We start from the raw sequence: 19,776 nt of genomic DNA on the forward strand, positions 1-19,776 counted from the left end.
AAGCTATACTCCGAAGACTATTGCCACTTAGCTAAGATTTATTGCTTGCCCTGAGCTGAAGGCAATTTATTTAACTCCAGCCTTAGAGGTTGATGTCGATCGCGTCAGGTCAGTCAGGATCTTGCCCCAAAGCCCAAGATATCTATCTGCAAGCCATAGCCCATCTACCAGAGGCCGCTCAATCAATCGAACTTTATAATTGATTAATTGACATTCATTACTGATAAGTGTAAATTACAAATGGACATATTAAAAACAACTACCTACCAATGCGACATTGGGGTTTTATGTGTTCCTCTCTTGATTTCTATTCAGGCGAAGCTTATGTGGCGATCGCCTGTTTTTGCTTGGCTGATTGCGATTGAAGGGGGAGAGGCCAGGCTGATGTAATGGGTATTGAAGTATATGAATATCCCTTGAAGCAGCGAGCAGCAGCCGGACTTTAGAAGAGCCTTATTGAAGATGGCAAGTGATGGAGCGATCAAAATATAAAACCTTGGCAAATAACAAACCAGCCACTGCAACGATCGGCGAGTGACTGGTTCCAGCTAAATATTCGATCAATATTCAGCACATATTCAATGCCTGTTTAATGCATATTCGATCTTGGGGCTAAGGGTAATTGGGGGTTGGGCAATTACCGATCGCTAGTTTTTTGGTAGATAGACTACTTGGCTGCCGCGATCGACTTTGCTACCAATGCATTCACCGCATCCAAGCCTTCCCAACCTCTAATTTCGGTTTCTTTTTTCTCCAGATTCTTGTAAGAACGGAAGAACTCGGCAATTTCTTCGAGACGGTGGGAAGCAATATCCTTCAGGCCAGTTACTTCGGCATAGCGGGGATCTTTGGCCGGCACGCAGAGGATCTTTTCATCCCGATCGCCACCATCAATCATAATCAACATGCCCAACGGGCGAGCGGCAATCACGCAACCAGGGAAAGTCGGTTGATCCATAATTACCATGCCATCGAGGGGATCGCCATCATCGGCAAGGGTGTTGGGCACAAACCCATAATCATAGGGGTATTGCACCGACGAATAAAGCACGCGATCGAGGGCAAAGGCGTTGAGATCTTTGTCAAACTCGTATTTGTTTTTGCTGCCGCCGGGGATTTCGATCAATACGTTGAGGATGCCTGGCTTGGGCTGTGGTGCAATCAAGGACAAATCCATACCTAAGTTTAAATACTCCTAAATTAAGATCTAAAGTGCGAAGTTTTATTAACTACACTAACCACGGCCATGAATAGCCTGGTTGTGGTTCTTACTAAGTATAGGTTGTTAGGTAACATCAATTTTGAAATTTTGGGATCACTTCTGTTTGGCTTAATATTTGTTTTAGGCAGCTTGCATACTTAAGTGGCTCTACAGTCTATTTGGGTGCGTTTCAAAATTGGGTAATGTCTGAGCAACCATATTGCAATGACAGCTCAAAAATATAATTAACCAAAATGGAAAAACTAGTATTTGGCCTGGTTGGCACGATCGTTTTGCTGGTTGGCAGCGGCTTGATCTATGCTGCCTATCGCAAGATGAAAGTTTTTATGGATTGCCCTCCTGGCAAAATCTACGAGGCCACGATCGGTAAAAATATTGCCCTCAATGGTAACATCTCAGCAGAATCGAGCTTAAACAGTCCATTTACCCAAGCCGATTGCCTATTCTGGCTGGATTCCGTGGTGGAAGTTGTGCGCAGGGGCAAAAGCACCAAGACGATCGTGCTTCATAATCAGTTTTCCGAGCAACCGTTTATGCTCTCTGATGGTTCTGGACATATTGAAGTGATTCCAGACAACGTTCAGCTTAAGGGCAAACCCCATTTTCAGTCTCGTCAGGGGGCATTCAGAGGTTTTAAAGACGAGCGCGCCGATCGGATTCTGGCGGATTTGGACATCAATCCCAAGATGATGATGTTCAGGCGAGCAATTACGGTCGAGGAGCGTTTACTTGTGCCGAATCAAGAAATTTATGTGTGGGGTGAGGTAGTTAATATGCCCCAATTAGACGATCGCCATGATCGCAAATTATTTCGCAAATTATTACCCAAGCTAATGTCCGATCGGCCTAAGAGCGCTTTCTATTTGGAAGTTGCTGGATTTGCTTTATTGGGCTTGGTGTTTGTGCTGGTTGGCTTGGGGATGCTCGTGAATACTTTCCAGATGTAAGCTCAAAATCTCGCTCTACTTGAGTTCAGTTTCTTCTGCCAGGATCTTGCACCCAATTTAAGCTACCCCTACTATGGGATCAGGCTGAAGCCGTGAAACTAATTATTCGCGTGAATATCGATTGAATATTGATTGCATATACTAAAAAAAGGCTCAGCCAGTGTTAGCCAGAAATTTATTCCTCTATGCCGCACGTAGGTCAGCAATCTAACCATTACAGCACCCTTGGCATTGACTTTCTTGCCTGTCAATCGACGATTAAGAGTGCCTATCGGAGCTTGGCCAAGCAGTTCCATCCCGATTCTAATCAGGAACTGGATAACCACGATCGCATTGCCGCGATCAACAACGCCTATGAGGTGCTGAGCAATCCCCAGAGCCGTGAATTTTACGATCGCAGTATTGGCCTTGCCACCAGTCGGCGGCGGGTTCAGGCTGGTTATGCCCCCAAGGGGCGATCGGCTAAATCCAGCGTTTATGTCGATCAAGACCAAAAATTAGAACTATGGCTCAAACATGCCTATAAGCCGATCATGAATGTGGTCAACAATATCCTGGATTCACTAGAAGAACAGATGGAGGAACTGGCCGCCGACCCTTACGATGATGAGCTAATGGGTGATTTTGAGGAATACCTGGAGGAATGTCGCGGTTCGTTTGCCAAAGCCCAAATTCTGTTTAGGAATACACCTAATCCGGCAACCGCAGCAGGGGCAGCCGAATATCTTTATCACTGTTTGAATCAATTGGGGGATGGGATCGAAGAGTTGAATTACTTCACCCTCAATTATGATTATCAGCACCTACACACTGGCCAGGAGCTATGGCGGATCGCCCACGAGATGCGCGAATATGCCCAGGAATCAGTCCAAAGTTTAATTTAAGTTATCGCAAGCGAGGAGATAAATTAGGACATGAAATGCTTAGGATTATGACTACAGGATGCCAAAAAACATATACATTTTCCTAACCCACTCTGCATCCGCTATAGAAGAAATAGAAATTAACCAAACCCATTGTGCGCCACATGGCGAGTGGGTACTTGCTGGGAGATTAAATATTCTTTGATCTCGGCGATCGACAATTGGCCGTAATGCAGCAATGATGCCAACAAGGCTGCTTCTGCTTTGCCCTCGGTTAGGGCTTCATGGATGTGGGCGCAAGTGCCTGCACCACCTGAGGCGATTACTGGCACGCCGACCCGATCGGCAATTTGCCGGGTCAAATCCAGGTCATAGCCAGCCTGAGTCCCATCCGCATCCATACTGGTGAGTAAAATTTCTCCAGCACCGCGTTTTACCACTTCCTCCGCCCAGGCGATCGCATCCAGCCCCGTATTCTCACGGCCACCGCGCACATACACATCCCAACCAGGGTTATTTGGGTCTTCTCGCCGTCTGGCATCGATCGCCACCACAATACATTGTGCGCCAAAGCGATCGCTACCCTGGTTAATTAAATCCGGATTCCTGACCGCAGCGGAATTCATACTCACCTTGTCAGCACCCGCCCGTAGCAAGTTGCGAATCATTTCCACATTCCGCACGCCGCCGCCGACCGTGAGTGGGATAAACACCTGTTCGGCAGTGCGATAGACCACATCAAGAATAATATTGCGATCTTCATGGGTGGCGGTAATATCCAGAAAAACCAGCTCATCCGCTCCCGCCAGGTTATAAGCCTGAGCTAGCTCCACCGGATCGCCAGCATCCTTGAGATTGACAAAATTAATTCCCTTCACCACCCGACCAGCTTTGACATCCAGACAGGGTAAAATCCGCTTCGCTAACATAGGTATAGTTTGTTTTTATGGTATTAACTGGACTAATCATGGTTTTAGGGCTAATCTTGCCTACAACTCAGCCTGGAACCATACCAGACATTTAGCGGTCAATCATCGAGCAAATCGATCAATATGCCTGAACAGTCTAAAGAGGCTAACAAATGGGTTCAAGTAGAGAGAACAAGACAGAATTAATGCATAAATTCGCATCTCAACCATCTCGATCATCAGGCTTCCCAGGTTGCGCTTTTGGCCAAAGAACTAGAAATAATAATGAAACTCCCAGCCGATCGCCTCATGGTTGGCACTATTGGCTAAGAATCTTTATTCTATCAATCTGCTTGCAAATTATGCCGCTTACTACGGCGATCGCCGAGGCCGCTACCACCTGGCGAATTGCGGGGAAACCAGTGATCTCTTTTGCCTACGAAGACGCGATCGCCAACCGTAAAATCAACCAACTGGATCAGCGTCTAGAAAAAATTGTGGTGCAGCTTAATCCTAATCAAGCCTGGCAGGTTGATGTTCAACCCACTCAGGTGGAAGAGGTGGCAGCTTCCAGCAGTAGTGCGGGGAGTGAGCCAGCCGCCAAAACAAAAATTGTCAAAGCCGCAGCGATCCGCTTACAGGGACAAACCCTGATCGAAGTAACAGAAACAGATGTGCAGGTGCATAATGCTACTTCGGTGCTGGATCTGGCCAATAGCTGGGCGCGATCGCTCTCGCAACTGTTTGCCCAGCCAGATGTAAGGCAAAGACTTACAGCTACCGTTGGCCTGCCGCCGCAAATCGGCTATCGCGGTGCGATCTATCAACTAGAGGCAGAAGTAGCGATCGATCGGGGGCTGTTTCGCACCAATGGCGATCGGGTGAATGGCAAAATTATTTTCTGGCAGGTGCCCGTCGATCAAAATGTTTATAACATTGGCCTCAAGCCGGAAGCGCCGGAAGAGATCCCTGAGCAAATTTTTACGCTCAATCGTAACTTGCTATTTATTCCCTATCGATTGCGCCAGAATTAAGCTGCAAATTAATTGTTAAATGGTGGCATGAGGAGACCAAAATCAAGATCAAGAACAAGAGTAAGACCAAAGCCCAGGCGTAGGAATCGATCGTCTTGTCTTTCGGTTTTGATGATGCTCATTGTCATACCATTTGCTCTGGGGGCGATCGCCTGGACTTTCCCGAATCTAACTGGCATCTGGCAACAGGATGCTCAACTGAGTAATCGCCCTGATGATGCTATTAATAATTCGAGCGATCAACCCAATCCTGAAAATACACCAGTAGCCCCCGTAGCGCTGTGGCATCCCAGTGGATTGCCATTACTAAACCCACCACCCCCAGCAGATGCAGAGGTGTGGGAATGCGAAGTGGCGATCGTGGGTGGTTCCCTCGGTGGGATCGCCGCCGCCTATCATGCTATGCAAGCGGGAGCGGTAACTTGCCTGATTGAGTTAACGCCGATGCTGGGTGGCCAGATTAGCGCCCAGGGGGTCAGTGCGATCGATGAGTCGCTTACCATGCGCGATCGGCAGAATTTTAGTGATAGCTGGCAACACCTCAAGCAATTGATCGCTAGCCAGGATGCCTTGCCCAGTGGTTTTCCGGCTCAAGAATTTAACAATTTAAGTAGCGATCCACCCATCAAAGTTGCCGACGTGAATAGTTGCTGGGTTGGCGATCTTTGCTTTTTACCCAATGCGGGGGCAATGGCAGCAGCAGCTTTACTAAAAGAGGCCACCACTAATTCACCCCAAAGCCGCTGGGGCACTGAGATTGCTTTTAAAGGCGCAAGTTTTAATCAGGCTGGGAATACGATCGACGCAATCCATGCGGTCAGGCGGAGCGCTAAAGATCCTGATTATTTACCCAAGGGCAAGCTATCGCGGGAGATTACGGCCTGGTATAGCTGGAGCGAAGACACTCTCTATGCCAAGCAACCGATCCGGCTTCAGCCGCCCCCTGGAAAACAAATGCTGGTGATCGATGCCACTGATACAGGCGAGCTAATTGGTTGGGCGAATTTGCCCTATCGGGTTGGTTCGGAAGCACCAGAGACCACTGGTGAAGTTAATGCGATCGCGGATAATCCTGAATGCACCCAGGCGTTTACGTTCCCATTTATTTTGGCGATCGCCGATGATGGCGGCAAATCTTTGCAAAAGCTCAAGCAGGTTAAGCCAGGGATTACCAGAGCAGAACATCGCCGCGATTATGACCTGGGTAGCCATCCCATGTATTCAGGGCAGAGCTTTTTTAACTATCGCCGCGCCTTGAGCGTGAATAACGATAACCCCTTTACGGCCACGCCGCGATCGGGCGACATGACGATCGTGAATTGGAACAATGGCAACGATTGGGGGATCATGAATCCGGCTCTGATTATGACCTCTGCTGAGATTAAAACCTCTGGCCAACAGCATAATTGGCTGGGGGGATTGAATTTGCAAGCGCTAAAGCAAGCTGAAAATCATGCCTTACTCTTTTCTGAGTGGCTGATTGAAACCTACGCCAGCGAGGATATGCCACTGCAACATTTAGCTGGGGCAGGAATGCCGATCCCTACGCAATCGGGCTTGAGTTTATATCCCTATATTCGAGAAGGGAGACGGATCCTGGGGCGATCGGCCTATGGCCAGGATAGTTTCATGATCCGCGAGCAGGATATTCGGGTTGATATGAGTGGCCGTGATTTTAGCGATACCCTGATTGGTATTACTCACTATGCGATCGATATTCATGGTTGCCGCTACCGTAATTGGCATCCATCCAAATCAGCCAGCTCTGCCCCCGCCACCGAGAACTTTGTCACGCCGATTTATATTCCCCTAGAAAGCTTAATCCCACAACAACTAGATAATTTGCTAATTGGCGGCAAGGCGATCGCGGTTAGTCATATTGTCAATGCCTCCACCAGGGTGCATGTGGGTGAATGGGCGGTGGGGGCGGCGGCTGGTACGACGGCGGCCTGGTTAGTTAAGCAAAATGATTCTACTCTGACTCCCCAGGGCATCCTCGATCGGGCTTTAATTGGCAGTTTGCACAGTGAGTTGCGATCGCAGGGGATTCGTTTGGAATGGTAGCAGAGTAATAATTAGTAGCAATTACTTTTGCTTTAACACATCATTGAGCTTGCCACTGCGGAAGCCTTCGAGATCCAGGGTAATATCCAGAAAACCAAAGCATTTAAATTGTTCGGTTAGGGCAACCAGATCGACCCGATCGATAAATGCGCTAATTTGCGATCGCGGTAGTTCAATTTTGGCCATGTCAGCGATCGACCTTACCCGCAAGTCACCTTTCCAGTCAGTATCTTGAAGGCGATCGCGCAATAGATTCCGCAAAAAAAATTCCGCCTTGCCTACCCGCTCTAGTTTTTCTTTAGTGATTGCTTCGCCATAGGGAAACCGCGAACTCAAGCAGGGTTGTGAAGGTTTATCCCACCAGGGCAAACCCAGATACCGCGATAACATGCGGACTTCCAGCTTGCTGATGCCCACCTCTGCCAGGGGCGATCGCGCTCCCCTTTCTTTGGCTGCCTGGATGCCAGGGCGATAATCCTTGAGATCATCAGCATTCACCCCATCGATCACATAGTCATAACCAAGGGAATTTGCCAGCGGTCGCAGCGTCTCGTGTAATTCGCTCTTGCAAAAATAGCAGCGATTGATTGGATTAGCAGCATATTCGGGATTATCCAGTTCAGCGGTTTGAACAATTTTGTGGGTAATGCCGATCGCCTGGGCTTGGATCTTGGCATCTTCGAGATCGGCAGGCAATAACGAAGGCGATTCAGCGGTCACCGCCAGGGCATTCTCCGCCAAAACGTCATGGGCGATCTTGGCCACCAGGGTACTATCGATCCCACCAGAATAGGCAATCAACACCCGCTGTGCCTGCGCAAAAATATCCTTGAGCTTGACTAGCTTTTGTGCCAGTTGGGGCTCTAGATCAATTTTTGCGGTAAGGTCAACGCTACTAGCACTACTAGTTAAATTATTCATCCTATGCCAATCCCATTGTTTCTCGTTATGCCACTAATTTAGACATTAACACCAGTGCCACCATCACCATTACTAGCATAAGAAGGACTGTAAATATGAGTATGAGAGAATTTGTATTTTGTTTTAAGCTAATTCCTAACCGCTTTAACAGCCGATCAGATGATTGATTAGGACAAAATTGCTCTTTGTAAGCATTCCTGAAAATCATGACTGCCTTTACAAGTCGCCCTAAACCAGCCTTCAATTGCTATATTGCATCAGAATCAATTAGAATCAATTATCTAAATATATATTTTAATAGCGACTGACAATAGTTCTACCAACCATTTACGCACAACATCTCTATGCTTGCTATGACACTAATGATTGAGATTTAAAAGAATGCTCTAAAAGTCATTGTGAAGTTGAGCAAGCTCCGTCATATCCTCGATCCACATTTCCAAGGCACTGCCACCCATTTGCTGTTGTTTTAGCTTTTGCTTACAGCGGGTAACTTGGATTTGCGCCACCCGATCGCTGGGGTTCATCTCTGCACAGGTTTGAAATAAAGCCAGAGCCGCACTGATTTTAGCTTCTTCATAGAGGGTTAGCGCTTCCGCCAACATTGCCGCAGTGGCTAATTTACTGGCCTTAGCCATAGGTGGATCGGTTTCAAATACTTCATAAAGCGCTACTGGCCTGTTTTTGCCGCGTACCCTGACCCGATCGATCATTCTGATTGAGTAGCGACTTGGATCTTCTAATTGCTGATAGGTATCTTCACTAATCAGCAATGACACTACATATTCCTTGGTTTTGCCCTCAATTCGAGAAGCCAAATTCACCGCATCACTAATCACAGTGCTGTCCATGCGTTCTTTACCACCGACAGTGCCCAGCATCAGCAAGCCAGTGTTGATGCCAATGCCGATCGCAATCGGTGGTTTGTTCTTTTGGGCTCTGGTCTGGTTATAGCCGATGAGTGCCTGGAGCATGGCGATCCCAGCCCTGACTGCATCATCGGCACTGTTAGTGTGGGTAGTAGATTCCTGATCAGGCTCTAGGGCGATCGCGGCTCCATCGGTTTGCTGGTTTAACTGATCTAACGGTTCTAACTGACTGGATGTTGATGCATAGATATTTTTAGCTAAATTGCTGTTAGTATCGCTGATCTCATCGCTGGTCTCACCGCCAAACAGAGCCATAATGGCATCGCCAATGTACTTATCAATAAAGCCATTCTCCTGGGCGATCGCTGGCTCCATCCGGCCAAAGAAACTATTAATAAAATGGAAATTCTCTTCCGGGGTCATGGTTTCCGAAAGACTTGTAAAATTACGGATATCCGCAAATAAAACCGACATTTCCTTTTGCACTTGATCCCCCAATTGCACTTCGACAATACTGTCTTTGTTTAAAAAACGTAGGAATTGTCCCGGCACAAAACGTTCATAGGCTTTGTTTAATTCCGCCATGCTGTTATAAAAACGGGCATTCTCAATGGCGATCGCTGCCTGCCCCGACAGCAAATCTAATAGATCTAAGCTCTCTTGGGTAAACGCATGGGTAGTTAGATTATTCTCTAGATATAAAATCCCACTCAGTTTCCCCTGATTGGTCAGTGGGCTACACAGCACCGACTTGGGTTGATTTTTGACCACATATGGGTCTTTGGTAAACCGACCAGATTTGGCAGCATCACTTAAAACCACGGTTTCTCCAGTCCGAGCCACATAGTTAATTATGCCCCTGGCCACCAGTTCACTGGCTTCCTGGCAATCGAGGGTGAGTGATTGCAGCACTGCCACGCGATCGCGGTTAATTTGACCAGCCGCTTCTATATATAGTTTACCCTTGGTTTCCAGGAGCAAATAACCAAGCTGGGCTCCAGCATTTTCGAGCATGATCTGCATCAGCTTCGCCAAAAGCCGATCGAGTAAAATCTCACCGGAGATCGCCTGAGAAGCTTTCATTACTGAGGCTAGGTCTAAGCTGGCCGGATCGATGCCCCCAGTAGTGCTAGAAGTGACGCGATTGCTGCCTCGATTGAGACTGTTCAGACTACTCAAGCTACTCAGCGTACTACGTTTGCTCAATGTGCTGGTTTGTGGGTTGGAGAGCGCCAATCTACTGCACAACAATTCTGGATAAGTGGCAACTAAAAACTCGGCCTTAGCGATCGCACCCCAGCGATTATAGAGGTAGTGGGCTTCCTGCATATAGGCCTGGGCATTAAGCTTTTTACCCTGTTGCGCATAACATTTGGCCGCCAATTCATAGGCTAATGCTGCTTCATTGGTATAGCCATGTTCCAGGGCAGCATTAATCGCCAGGTCATAGAATTCCAGGGCATGTCCACAGCGATCGAGCACCCGTTGTTTTTCCGCCGTAATCAGGTAGTATTTATGCAAATAATTCATTGGCGCATATTTCGCCCACCGCTGCATCCGTTTTTGATGGCGATTGACCTGCTTCAGCAGTTGTTTTTGCTGCTTGGCTGAAGTGTTGGAATAGGCAGCTAAATAGGTTAGCGACACATAAAAATACAGGCTGGGTACACTGGTGCTGGCTCTGGCGGCGAGGTATTGCTGAGCTTGTTTAGCATGGTCTAGGGCGGCTTCTGTCTCTTCAAACCAATAGCACAGCATCAGTTTGAATAAATAAAACCAATAGCAAGAGAGGCGATCGCCATACTTTGCTGCATCCGCCAGGCAGGTGGCTTCATTAAAATACTGGCCATCAAGACTGGTCGAGGAGTGGAAATTATTAGCAGCGGAGGATTGACCTAATTGATTCTTAGAATCTAACTCAGCACTAGTTTGCGCCGTTTTAGTTGTGTTGCCTTGATTAGTTTGACTATCATCGATCGGAGCATCTCTATTAATTTCTGCATCAATTACTTCTTTAATCTGTTGAGCTTGGCCAGAAACATTGGATTCACAACCACCATAGCTAGCGATCAACTTGTGCACCACCTGCTGCAGCATTCTGGTGTGGTTGAGCGTCATTTGCTGATTGAGGCGGTTGATCGCGGTGATGTAAGTCGCTAAATCCTTGGCTAGTTCTGGTAGCGGCTTGCTGCTAAAAAAGCCATGCAGACAATAGAGCATCGAGGCATTGGCGGCAAATTGTAGATCGCCTGTTTCTAAACCACTTTGATAGGCTTCCAGCAGCGTCGGCAGGGTGTCAGCTAGGGGCGTATGCCAGTGGCGGATACTGCTAGCGATCGATACGCCCACCTTTGCTTTTAGTTCCGGTGTCTTGAGCTGGTTCACCAACCCATGCGCCAGGGAACCAAATTGATAGCCGCGATCGATGTTGTCACGGTAGCTGCACAAAATCAAACCATAGTTAGCATAGGCCCAGGCCGAGGCAGGTGCGTTGCCATATCTGGCCGACAGACCCACCATTTTCACCATAATCGCAAAAAACAACGGTGGGGAAGCGAAGAAAGCTGCCGGAGTCATGGCGATCATAATTCGTATCGCTGCTAATTTGGCTGGATCTTGCATGATTGGCAGTTGGGCTAGATCCGCTACCTTTTTGCCCAGCAATAATAATTCGGTGTTAATAAAAGTCAGCCCCAGCACCGTCTGGTTGATCCGATCGGGGGTGGGTAGTTTGATGCCCAATTTTTTGAGCAGGTCGATCGCAATCCTAATTGCCTGGCTGGGTTGGTTTTGGGCAATTTGAGCTTGAATCAAAACTTCATAAACAGCCACTTGATCGAGCAGGCGATCGCTATCTTGATTGCCTTGATCGCCTTGATCGCAATGTTCTAAAACCTGTGCGATCCACTGTTGCATCAACTCAAAGTCACCATTCAAATAGGCAACCCTAGCGCCGTTGGTATACAGTTCTAGGGCGAGTTGATAGTTAGTTTGCCAGCAGGATTTGCCCTCGTGCTGATCTAATAAGGACAATAGCTCGATCGCAGTTTGTAAATAATTGAGCGCGGTTTCATAGGCATTGGCAGCCTGGGCTTTTTGAGCCGCCTTCAGGTTCAAACTAGCTAACTCAATCAAGCTAATTTGGGCATTGGCAGATGTAGATGTAGATGTAGATACATTTGGGGACTGATCAAATTCAAATTCAAGTTTAATCTGGCTAAAGTCTTGTTGATCAGGAGTTTGATTAGCTATATCTCTCAATTTTGGGGCGCTTTCTTGTTCGATCGCTACCGATCCCGTTGACGGAGGATCAAAAGGTTGCTCTGCCAATTCATAAGGCTGTTCAGGCTGATTAACTTGATCTTCCTGGCCAAATTTACTTACCACTTGCTCATCTTGGCTGTCATTAGCGCGTTGATTAAGCTGAGCAATCAAGCTAGATTTACCCAGATTGAGTTGATTGACGATCGCAAAAATCTGACTAGCAGGCTCCTTTACTTCATCCTTGCTAGTTTTATGATTTTCCTGCCAGAGGATTTGGCCAATCTGCCAATGCAATTCCTGGCACTGGTGATCGCTGATCAACCCATAGGCGGCCTGTTGAATCCGATCGTGGGCAAATTTATATTCAACCCTCACATCGGGAGCGTCGCAATCTAACTTAGCCTGGGTTAGCGGCAAGATTAAATTAGTGGCGATCGCTGCCTGTAAATCCAGCCGAGCTTGACTACAACTGGTTTGTTTAATAATTGCCAGAGTGGCTAAATTAAACTGATTGCCAATACAAGCGGCCAGACTGAGCGATCGTTGGGTGGGCAGAGGCAGTTTTTGCAATTTACCTGCCATCAGCGTTACCACATTGTCGGTAAAGTTGCGCTCTCTTATTTTGGCGATCTCCCAGCGCCAGGCAAGCTCCTGCCAATCGAAGTAAATAAGCTGTTCGGCGGCCAGGGACTTTAAAAACTCATTTACAAAGAAAGGATTACCACCGGTTTTTTCATTTACCAGTTCGGCTAGTTCCGTTACTTGCTCAACTGGGCAATGCAAGGTATCGGCGATCAATTGACTGATGCTGGTGAGGCTAATGGGGGCGATCGTAATTTGATTGACCGTAGCGCCACTCTGTTTCATTTCCTCAATGCATAGCATCAGCGGATGAGCCGCATCTACTTCATGATCGCGGTATGCCCCAATCAGCACCAGAGAATGGCTTTCTGGCGCAGTAATCATGAGATTGATCAGCTTCAGCGAGCTGGGATCGGCCCATTGTAAATCATCTAAAAAGATTGCAAAGGGCTGCTCTAGACAAGTGAATACTCTTACTAGATCCTGAAATGCCAGATTAAACAGGTTCTGTACTTCTGCCGCATCAAGCGATGGTGGCGGCGGCTGATTGCCCACAATCAATTCTAGTTCTGGAATTACCTGGCTAATCAGGCTGATATTACTCCCCAATGCCGCTAGAATCCGCTGTCGCCATTGCTCTAGTTGGGCTTCTGTTTCGGTCAACAATTGCCGAATTAAATTAGTAAAGGCATTGACGATCGCTGAATAGGGGATATTGCTCTGTAATTGGTCAAATTTGCCAGCGACAAAGTAGCCGCGCTTGCTGGTGATTGGCTTATAGATTTCCTGTACCAGGGCAGTTTTACCAATGCCGGCATAGCCAGTGAGCAACACCATTTCGATCGCCCCCTTGCTGATCCGCTCAAACGCCGCCATCAGGGTAGCAATGTCCTGGCTACGGCCATAGAGCTTCTGGGGGATTTGAAACCGATCGCTGAAATCACGGCTAGCGATCGGCAGCTCGGCAATCATGCCCTGTTGCTGGAGTTGCTGCCAGCATTGTTCTAGATCAAACTTGAGCCCATAGGCACTCTGATAGCGATCTTCGGCCATTTTAGCGATCAGCTTCATCACGATCGCGGCCAAGGCAGGCGGAACTTGTTGATTAGTTAAAGTAAGTGATGGCGGTTGTTTGGCAATATGGGCATGAACCAATTCGATCGCATCGTCATAGGCTTCATCGGGATTAGTTAAAAATGGCAGTCGCCCGGTTAGGAGTTCATAGAAAGTAATGCCGAGGGAGTAAAAATCAGTGCGATAGTCCAGGGCTCGATTCATCCGCCCTGTTTGTTCTGGCGAGATGTAAGCCAATGTGCCTTCCAGCATACTGGGCACAGCGATCACGGGGCTCTGACGCTCTAGCAGGGTGGAAATGCCAAAGTCAATGATTTTTAATTGACCCGTTTGCAGATTAAATAAAATATTTTCTGGATTCAGATCCTTGTGAATCACATGGGCAGCATGTATTTGAGCCAGGGCATCGGCCGCAGCGATCGCCATTGGCAAGAACTCGGCTGGGGTAAAGGGACGATTTTGCTCAGCCAGTAATTTGCCCAAAGAGACACCACCAAAATCCTCCAGAATTAAGAGGCAGCTATGCTGATAGGACTGAAGATCGATCGCGCGAATAATCCCCTTTGTATCGGTTTGGCGATTGAGGTAGCAAATTAGATCATATTCCTGTTGATATCGGGCTAGCTCCGCAGTGCCAGGGCGATCGTAGCGCAACAGCTTAATAATCACCGCCTGGCGATCGCTGATCCGTTTAGCCCTAAAGACGATCGCTTCAGCGCTTTCACCAATTTGAGTTAGGTCTGCATAACCAGGAATTTCAATCATGAACTAGTTACTTGCCAAGTCAAGGGTTCTATTTAAATTACTCAGAGGATCAGGCCAGATTTTGACCTTGAGTCCCCACACCCTGAATAAGGTTAAAGGCTTTAGCTAGGCATATTACCACCATAATCTGCTCAGAGGCGATCGCCCATAGTTCAATATGCTTAGATTCAAATTTACATCCAAATTTAGATCTAAAGCTAATGCATTGTGCAGCTAAAGCTCTGAAATCTTCATATTCTCAAGTTACTTAGCCTGGATACTGCTGGAACAAAGAGATACTAAGATTTGGTAGTCATGTAGTAGTAAGGATAATTGGCAATCGATTTAAAATTCGGAGCTTAGCTTGTTTGGGTTATAGATATTCAACTATCTCCTAGATCCTTACTTGTTCAGCACTACCTAAGATTTTAAAGCCCAAACAACTATAATTCTTGGCGATTAGGGCGATTAGGGCGATTGGTACGATCAATTTGGTTAACCCATGTCATTAGAGTCGATTGCAGACGTGCCAGCTTGATTGGTTTGGCAATATGGTCGCTCATCCCCGATGCCAAGCAGCGATCACGATCTTGACTCATGGCATTGGCAGTCATGGCAATAATAATTGGTTGCTGGTCTTCTGGCCACTCTTGCAAAATCGCAATGGTGGCTTCAATCCCGTCCATTTCAGGCATTTGGACATCCATTAACACCAGATCATAGTCTTTCTGGCGTAGTGCTGCGATCGCCTCCAGGCCATTGTTGGCAATATCAGCACTGTAACCAATTTTTTGCAACATTCGCACCGCCACTTTCTGATTGACCAGGTTATCCTCCACCAGCAAAATTCTCACATCAGCGCTAGCAATGCCATTACCTTGAGCTTGACCTGCTTGTCCTGTTTGATTGGGGCGATCGCTGGGATTATCTGGCAACAAATCGGGATGAGCTAGAGCGGACTGATTATTCAGGTTGGCTTGGCGATCGTGCAAATCAGCTAAGCCCTTATTCAAAGCAATGGTATCTAAATCAGGCAATTCCAAAGCTTGGACATTAAAACTAAAGGTGGTGCCCTGGTCTAAGGTGCTTGTTACGGTAATATCCCCGCCCATCAATCGCACAAATTCACGGCTGATCGACAGACCTAAGCCAGTTCCCTCGGTCGATCGCAGTCCTGATTCAGACTGAATAAAAGGATTGAAAACTTCTTTAAGATCCTCTGGCGCAATACCGACCCCAGTATCGATCACCTTGAACCACAGATCCAGTTGGTTATCCAGTTGGTTATTACTGCGATTGGCAGCCTCTTGCGGATCAACTGAAATATTTGGCTCATTATCAGTTGGTATTATTTCGGTTGGTGGTTCTGGCTCCACCCAAACCGATAGAATCACCTTGCCAGCCTGGGTGAATTTAATTGCATTACCAGTTAAATTAATCAAAACCTGTCGTAACTTAACCGGATCAGCTTCAATATATTTGGGCACATTTTCGGCACAGACAAACTCTAGTTGTAATTGCTTCTCGCGGGCACGCCATTGCAACATGCTAATTAGATTGTTGAGTAAATTGTGTAAATTAAATTTAGACTGATTTAGAATTGCCTTGCCCGACTCAATCTTAGACATCTCCAGTACATCATTAATCAGTGATAGCAAATGTTCACCGCTGTTATTGATGATCGAGAGGTTTTCTTTTTGTTCTTTGCCCAGCATTGGCTCATCGGACATCAATTGGGTCAAGCCCAGAATTGCATTCAGCGGCGTGCGTAGCTCATGGCTCATATTCGCCAGGAATTTGCTCTTGGCAATATTGGCGGCATCGGCGGATTCTTTTGCTTGTTTGAGGGCTAGTTCTGTTTGGTGTCTGACCTGGGAGATGGCAATAATATCGGCGATCCGGGTCAGTAGGCTAATATCTTCGGGATTCCACTCAGCCTGCGATCGCCATCTTACTAACCCCACAAAGCCAAGTACCTTATCTTGATGGACGATCGGCATATTTTCTAGCGGTAAATCGGTGATATCCACTTCACCAAGTTCTAGTTGCTCAGCATTACAATTACCACCTTGATCGCAGTCAATAAAGCGTTCAATGGAGGTATAAAAATCAGCTAATTCAATTTGCTGCCAATGGGCAAGTAACGGTTCAATGCCATCCGCGCACCATTCATGGGCATTGCCAAGCAGGAAAGAATCTGCCAGGTAATTAATCACATAGGCACGATCGCTATTGGTGAATTTACCAATTGTATCTAGAGTAAAGTCCAGCGCCACATCCAGGGGGCGATCGATAAAGCATCTAGATATCTGGCTCAGCAAGCTCTCTCTGGCAATGCTCAAGGCCATATTTTTCTCTGCCAGTTTGCGCTGGGTAACATCGCGCACGATCACCAATACTTCGTCCACGCCACAGGCAATAATCCTTGCTTCTTCATCGCGCAATTCGCCATTAATATTTAATTCATATTCATACACTTGTAGTTGATCGGTTTGCAGGGCACGATTGGCGTAGGTAAGCCGCTCTGCTGCTTTGGCTGGCGGTAGATTGTCGTGAACGGTAAGGTGGCGATCGAGGGCTTGGGGGGTAAATGACAGATTGTTACCGCCCGTCATCACATCCAGGACTGTGCCGTCACGCCGCATCCGAATTAGTAAATCAGGGATCGCACCTAAGAGCGCTCTCTGGGTGGCTTCGCTCTGGCGCAGGGCTGCTTCAGTTTGTTTGCGATCGGTAATATCAGCCAGGGTACCTTCATAGTAAAGAATTTGGCCTGTTGCGTCACAGACCACCCGTGCATTTTCAGAGACCCAGATTATTTGGCCATCGGCTCGATAGACCTGGGATTCAAAATTAGTTACCTTGCCATCGGTTGCCATTGCCGCTACAAACTGCGCTCGGCGTTGGGGATCGACATAAAGCTGGGTGGCAATATTTCTTTGATTGGCGATGAGTTGCTTGACGCTGTCAAAGCCATAGATCCGAGCCAGAGCAGGATTAGCGCTGACATATTTGCCGGATGGGGTGGATTGGTAGATCCCCTCCACTGAGTTCTCAAAGATACTGCGATATTTAGCTTCGGCTTGCTGTAGGGCTGCTTCTGCCTGTTTGCGATCGGTAATATCACGAGCCACCCACAATACCCGATCTTCTGCGACAGGGGTAATGTTGGCAGCCGACCAGGTTTCTTTACCATCAATTTCTAGCATATATTCAACCTGGAGCGTAGCTTTTTGCGCCAGGGCAACTTGAATATAGCCAAGGAAGAAGTCAGCTTGCTCGGATTTGAATACCTGATGCAAGGTTTTATTAATTCGGTTTTCTGTCCGATTGTTCATCAGGTTGGGATTTTTGGAGATTACCTTGAGATGCTTGCCGTTACGATCGAACAGGAAAATTAGCTCGGTCATCGCTTCAAACAAACCGCGTAGCTCCGCTTCTGCTGCCATCAGTGAGGCGGTGCGTTCTTCGACCTGTTCCTCTAGGGTGCGATTATATTTAGCCAGCAGTTTTTCGGCTTCCTTGCGCTCGGTAATATCTTGGAATGCGGCGATCGCATAGACCAGTTGCCCAGATTGGTCATAAATTGGCGCAGCAATTGTCTCTAGGCGAATGCGGCGATTGGCTTTGCGCAAATCCATATCATCGGCTTTGACCGTATCCCCGCTTAAAGCTCGCACAATGGGGATTTGGGCTTCGGGATAAAGCTGGTCTGTGTCGGCAATATAAACCTGAAAGTCCTTGGCCAAGCGGTTAGTAGTATTTTGAGGTACTTGCTCTAAGCCATAGAGGTTCTTAGCCGCCTGGTTAAAAAACACTAATCTGCCCTCATGGTCACGCACCGCGATCCCCACCGGCACTGCTTCAAGAAACTGAGTGAGCTGATTCTCGTTTTGTTTGAGCGCCTGGTTGAGTGATTCTAGGTTAATAAAAGACTGTGATAATTGGGCGGCCATGTGATTAAAAGCCTGAGCTAGTTGCCCTACTTCGTCAGTGCGATCGCTAGCCACATCTACAACTACTTTCTGGCTGAAATCCTGGGTGGTGAGCTGTTTTGCGGCAATATTTAAATCTTTAATTGGCTTAACGATCCATCTGGCCATCACAATGCCAAGCTCAGTAGCAACCAATAAAGCCACTATGCATAAAAGCAATGTTTGCAGGGAGCCATCCTTTACTTCCTGCATGAAGTCGGCCTTGGGCACTGCCACCACCACCAGCCAATCTACATCACTGCTATCGCCGATCGGCGAAACCTGCACAAATATATCTCTACCTTCTTCTGTAATTTCCAGTTTGCTTTCCTGGACAATCTGCTCCAAGTCTGTAAATTCATTAGCCAAACCTTCGGCGCTGAGCTGGATCAGTGAGTTTTCACTTTCGATCGCCCGCAAGCGCATCGAGTTCTGCATAATTGGTGTATCTGGAGCCGAACTGGCAATCAGTCTGCCCGATCGCTCAATTATGTATGCCTGGCCGGATTTACTTATGTCTAATTCTGCTAAAAACTGACTCAATTGATTCAGGTTCAGCTCAATGCTTAGCACTCCGAGTAAATTTTGATTCGCATCATAGATGGGGGTAACGGCGGTAACTTCAACCGCAGCCGATGATTCAGAAGAATAGGGACGACTCCAGGCATAGCGACCTTGGCTGATGGCCGTTTTGTACCAGGGGCGATCGCGTGGGTCATAAATTTCTCTTGCTTCTAATCCACCGCGTTGGCATTGAGTATTAATCGCATAGGTATGGCGATAAATGCCGGTATTTTTATCTTTGACCTTAACTTCAAACTCGCCATCTTTACGTTCAATTGCGATCGTCTCGCCCGTGCTGCTGGAATAAGCAATGTGATTAAATCTCTCAGATTTGCGCACCTGAGCGAGAAAGTAACATTGCATTTGTGCCAAATCATTAGGATCAATTTCACCGCTTTCGATCGCTGCCCATACGGTTGTTTGGATCAAGCGCGGGTCTTCTAGATAATCCTGCACGTGAGCCTCGATCCGATCGCCCAATTTGTTAATTAATTTACCCGTGAGAGTCTCAACCGTCTGGCGGCCACTGCGAAAAGACAAGATGCCAACTGCGCCGACAGCAATTAGCACTTGCAGCACAAAGGCAGAAATAATGATGGTTTGAAGGGAAATCCGTCCTGAGATTCTGTCAAATAATTTCCCTGGCGAGTTAATCGGCATTGACCAAGACTTCTAGTCTATTAGTTGGTTATTCCAAAAGCATAGGGGAAGTTCGGTAGCTGAGTAATCAAATTAAACATCTTACT

Annotated in this window: 9 protein-coding genes; 4 read left to right on the plus strand and 5 right to left on the minus strand. The window is 47.2% G+C overall.

The features are described from left to right. Positions 1–667: 667 nt before the first annotated feature. Complete coding sequence (locus tag PSE7367_RS03725) at positions 668–1,177, minus strand: inorganic diphosphatase (RefSeq protein ID WP_015164029.1); 510 nt, start codon at positions 1,175–1,177, stop codon at positions 668–670. A 278-nt stretch (positions 1,178–1,455) separates the two neighbouring features. Between PSE7367_RS03725 and PSE7367_RS03730 the strand changes: the two genes are divergently transcribed. Together PSE7367_RS03730 and PSE7367_RS03735 are read left to right on the plus strand one after the other, a co-directional pair. Then, positions 1,456–2,169 carry a hypothetical protein gene (locus tag PSE7367_RS03730; protein ID WP_015164030.1) on the plus strand — a complete coding sequence of 238 codons (714 nt, stop codon included), beginning with the start codon at positions 1,456–1,458 and terminating at the stop codon, positions 2,167–2,169. Between the two features lie 185 nt (positions 2,170–2,354). After that, positions 2,355–3,053, plus strand: a complete 699-nt coding sequence (locus PSE7367_RS03735; RefSeq protein ID WP_015164031.1) for a J domain-containing protein — start codon at positions 2,355–2,357, stop codon at positions 3,051–3,053. A gap of 119 nt (positions 3,054–3,172) precedes the next feature. Here PSE7367_RS03735 and hisF read toward each other — a convergent pair whose 3' ends face one another. Continuing rightward, complete coding sequence (gene hisF / locus PSE7367_RS03740) at positions 3,173–3,961, minus strand: imidazole glycerol phosphate synthase subunit HisF (protein WP_015164032.1); 789 nt, start codon at positions 3,959–3,961, stop codon at positions 3,173–3,175. A gap of 185 nt (positions 3,962–4,146) precedes the next feature. Between hisF and PSE7367_RS03745 the strand changes: the two genes are divergently transcribed. Next, a complete protein-coding gene (locus tag PSE7367_RS03745) occupies positions 4,147–4,974 on the plus strand; it encodes a hypothetical protein (RefSeq protein WP_156800334.1) in 828 nt (275 codons plus the stop codon). A 111-nt stretch (positions 4,975–5,085) separates the two neighbouring features. Next, on the plus strand, positions 5,086–7,038 hold the full coding sequence (locus tag PSE7367_RS03750) for an FAD-dependent oxidoreductase (protein ID WP_015164034.1): 1,953 nt from the start codon (positions 5,086–5,088) through the stop codon (positions 7,036–7,038). Positions 7,039–7,059: 21 nt separating this feature from the next. Here PSE7367_RS03750 and larE read toward each other — a convergent pair whose 3' ends face one another. The 3 genes from larE to PSE7367_RS03775 all read right to left on the minus strand — a co-directional run bounded on the left by larE (position 7,060) and on the right by PSE7367_RS03775 (position 19,690). Next, on the minus strand, positions 7,060–7,959 hold the full coding sequence (larE, locus tag PSE7367_RS03755; protein WP_015164035.1) for an ATP-dependent sacrificial sulfur transferase LarE: 900 nt from the start codon (positions 7,957–7,959) through the stop codon (positions 7,060–7,062). 386 nt (positions 7,960–8,345) lie between these two features. Next, on the minus strand, positions 8,346–14,513 hold the full coding sequence (locus PSE7367_RS20090) for an AAA family ATPase (RefSeq protein ID WP_015164036.1): 6,168 nt from the start codon (positions 14,511–14,513) through the stop codon (positions 8,346–8,348). 422 nt (positions 14,514–14,935) lie between these two features. Further along, entirely contained in the window at positions 14,936–19,690 is a 4,755-nt protein-coding gene (locus tag PSE7367_RS03775; protein WP_015164037.1) for a PAS domain S-box protein, read from the minus strand. Between the last annotated feature and the right edge of the window lie 86 nt (positions 19,691–19,776).

Source organism: Pseudanabaena sp. PCC 7367, assembly GCF_000317065.1.
Lineage (GTDB): Bacteria > Cyanobacteriota > Cyanobacteriia > Pseudanabaenales > Pseudanabaenaceae > Thalassoporum > Thalassoporum mexicanum.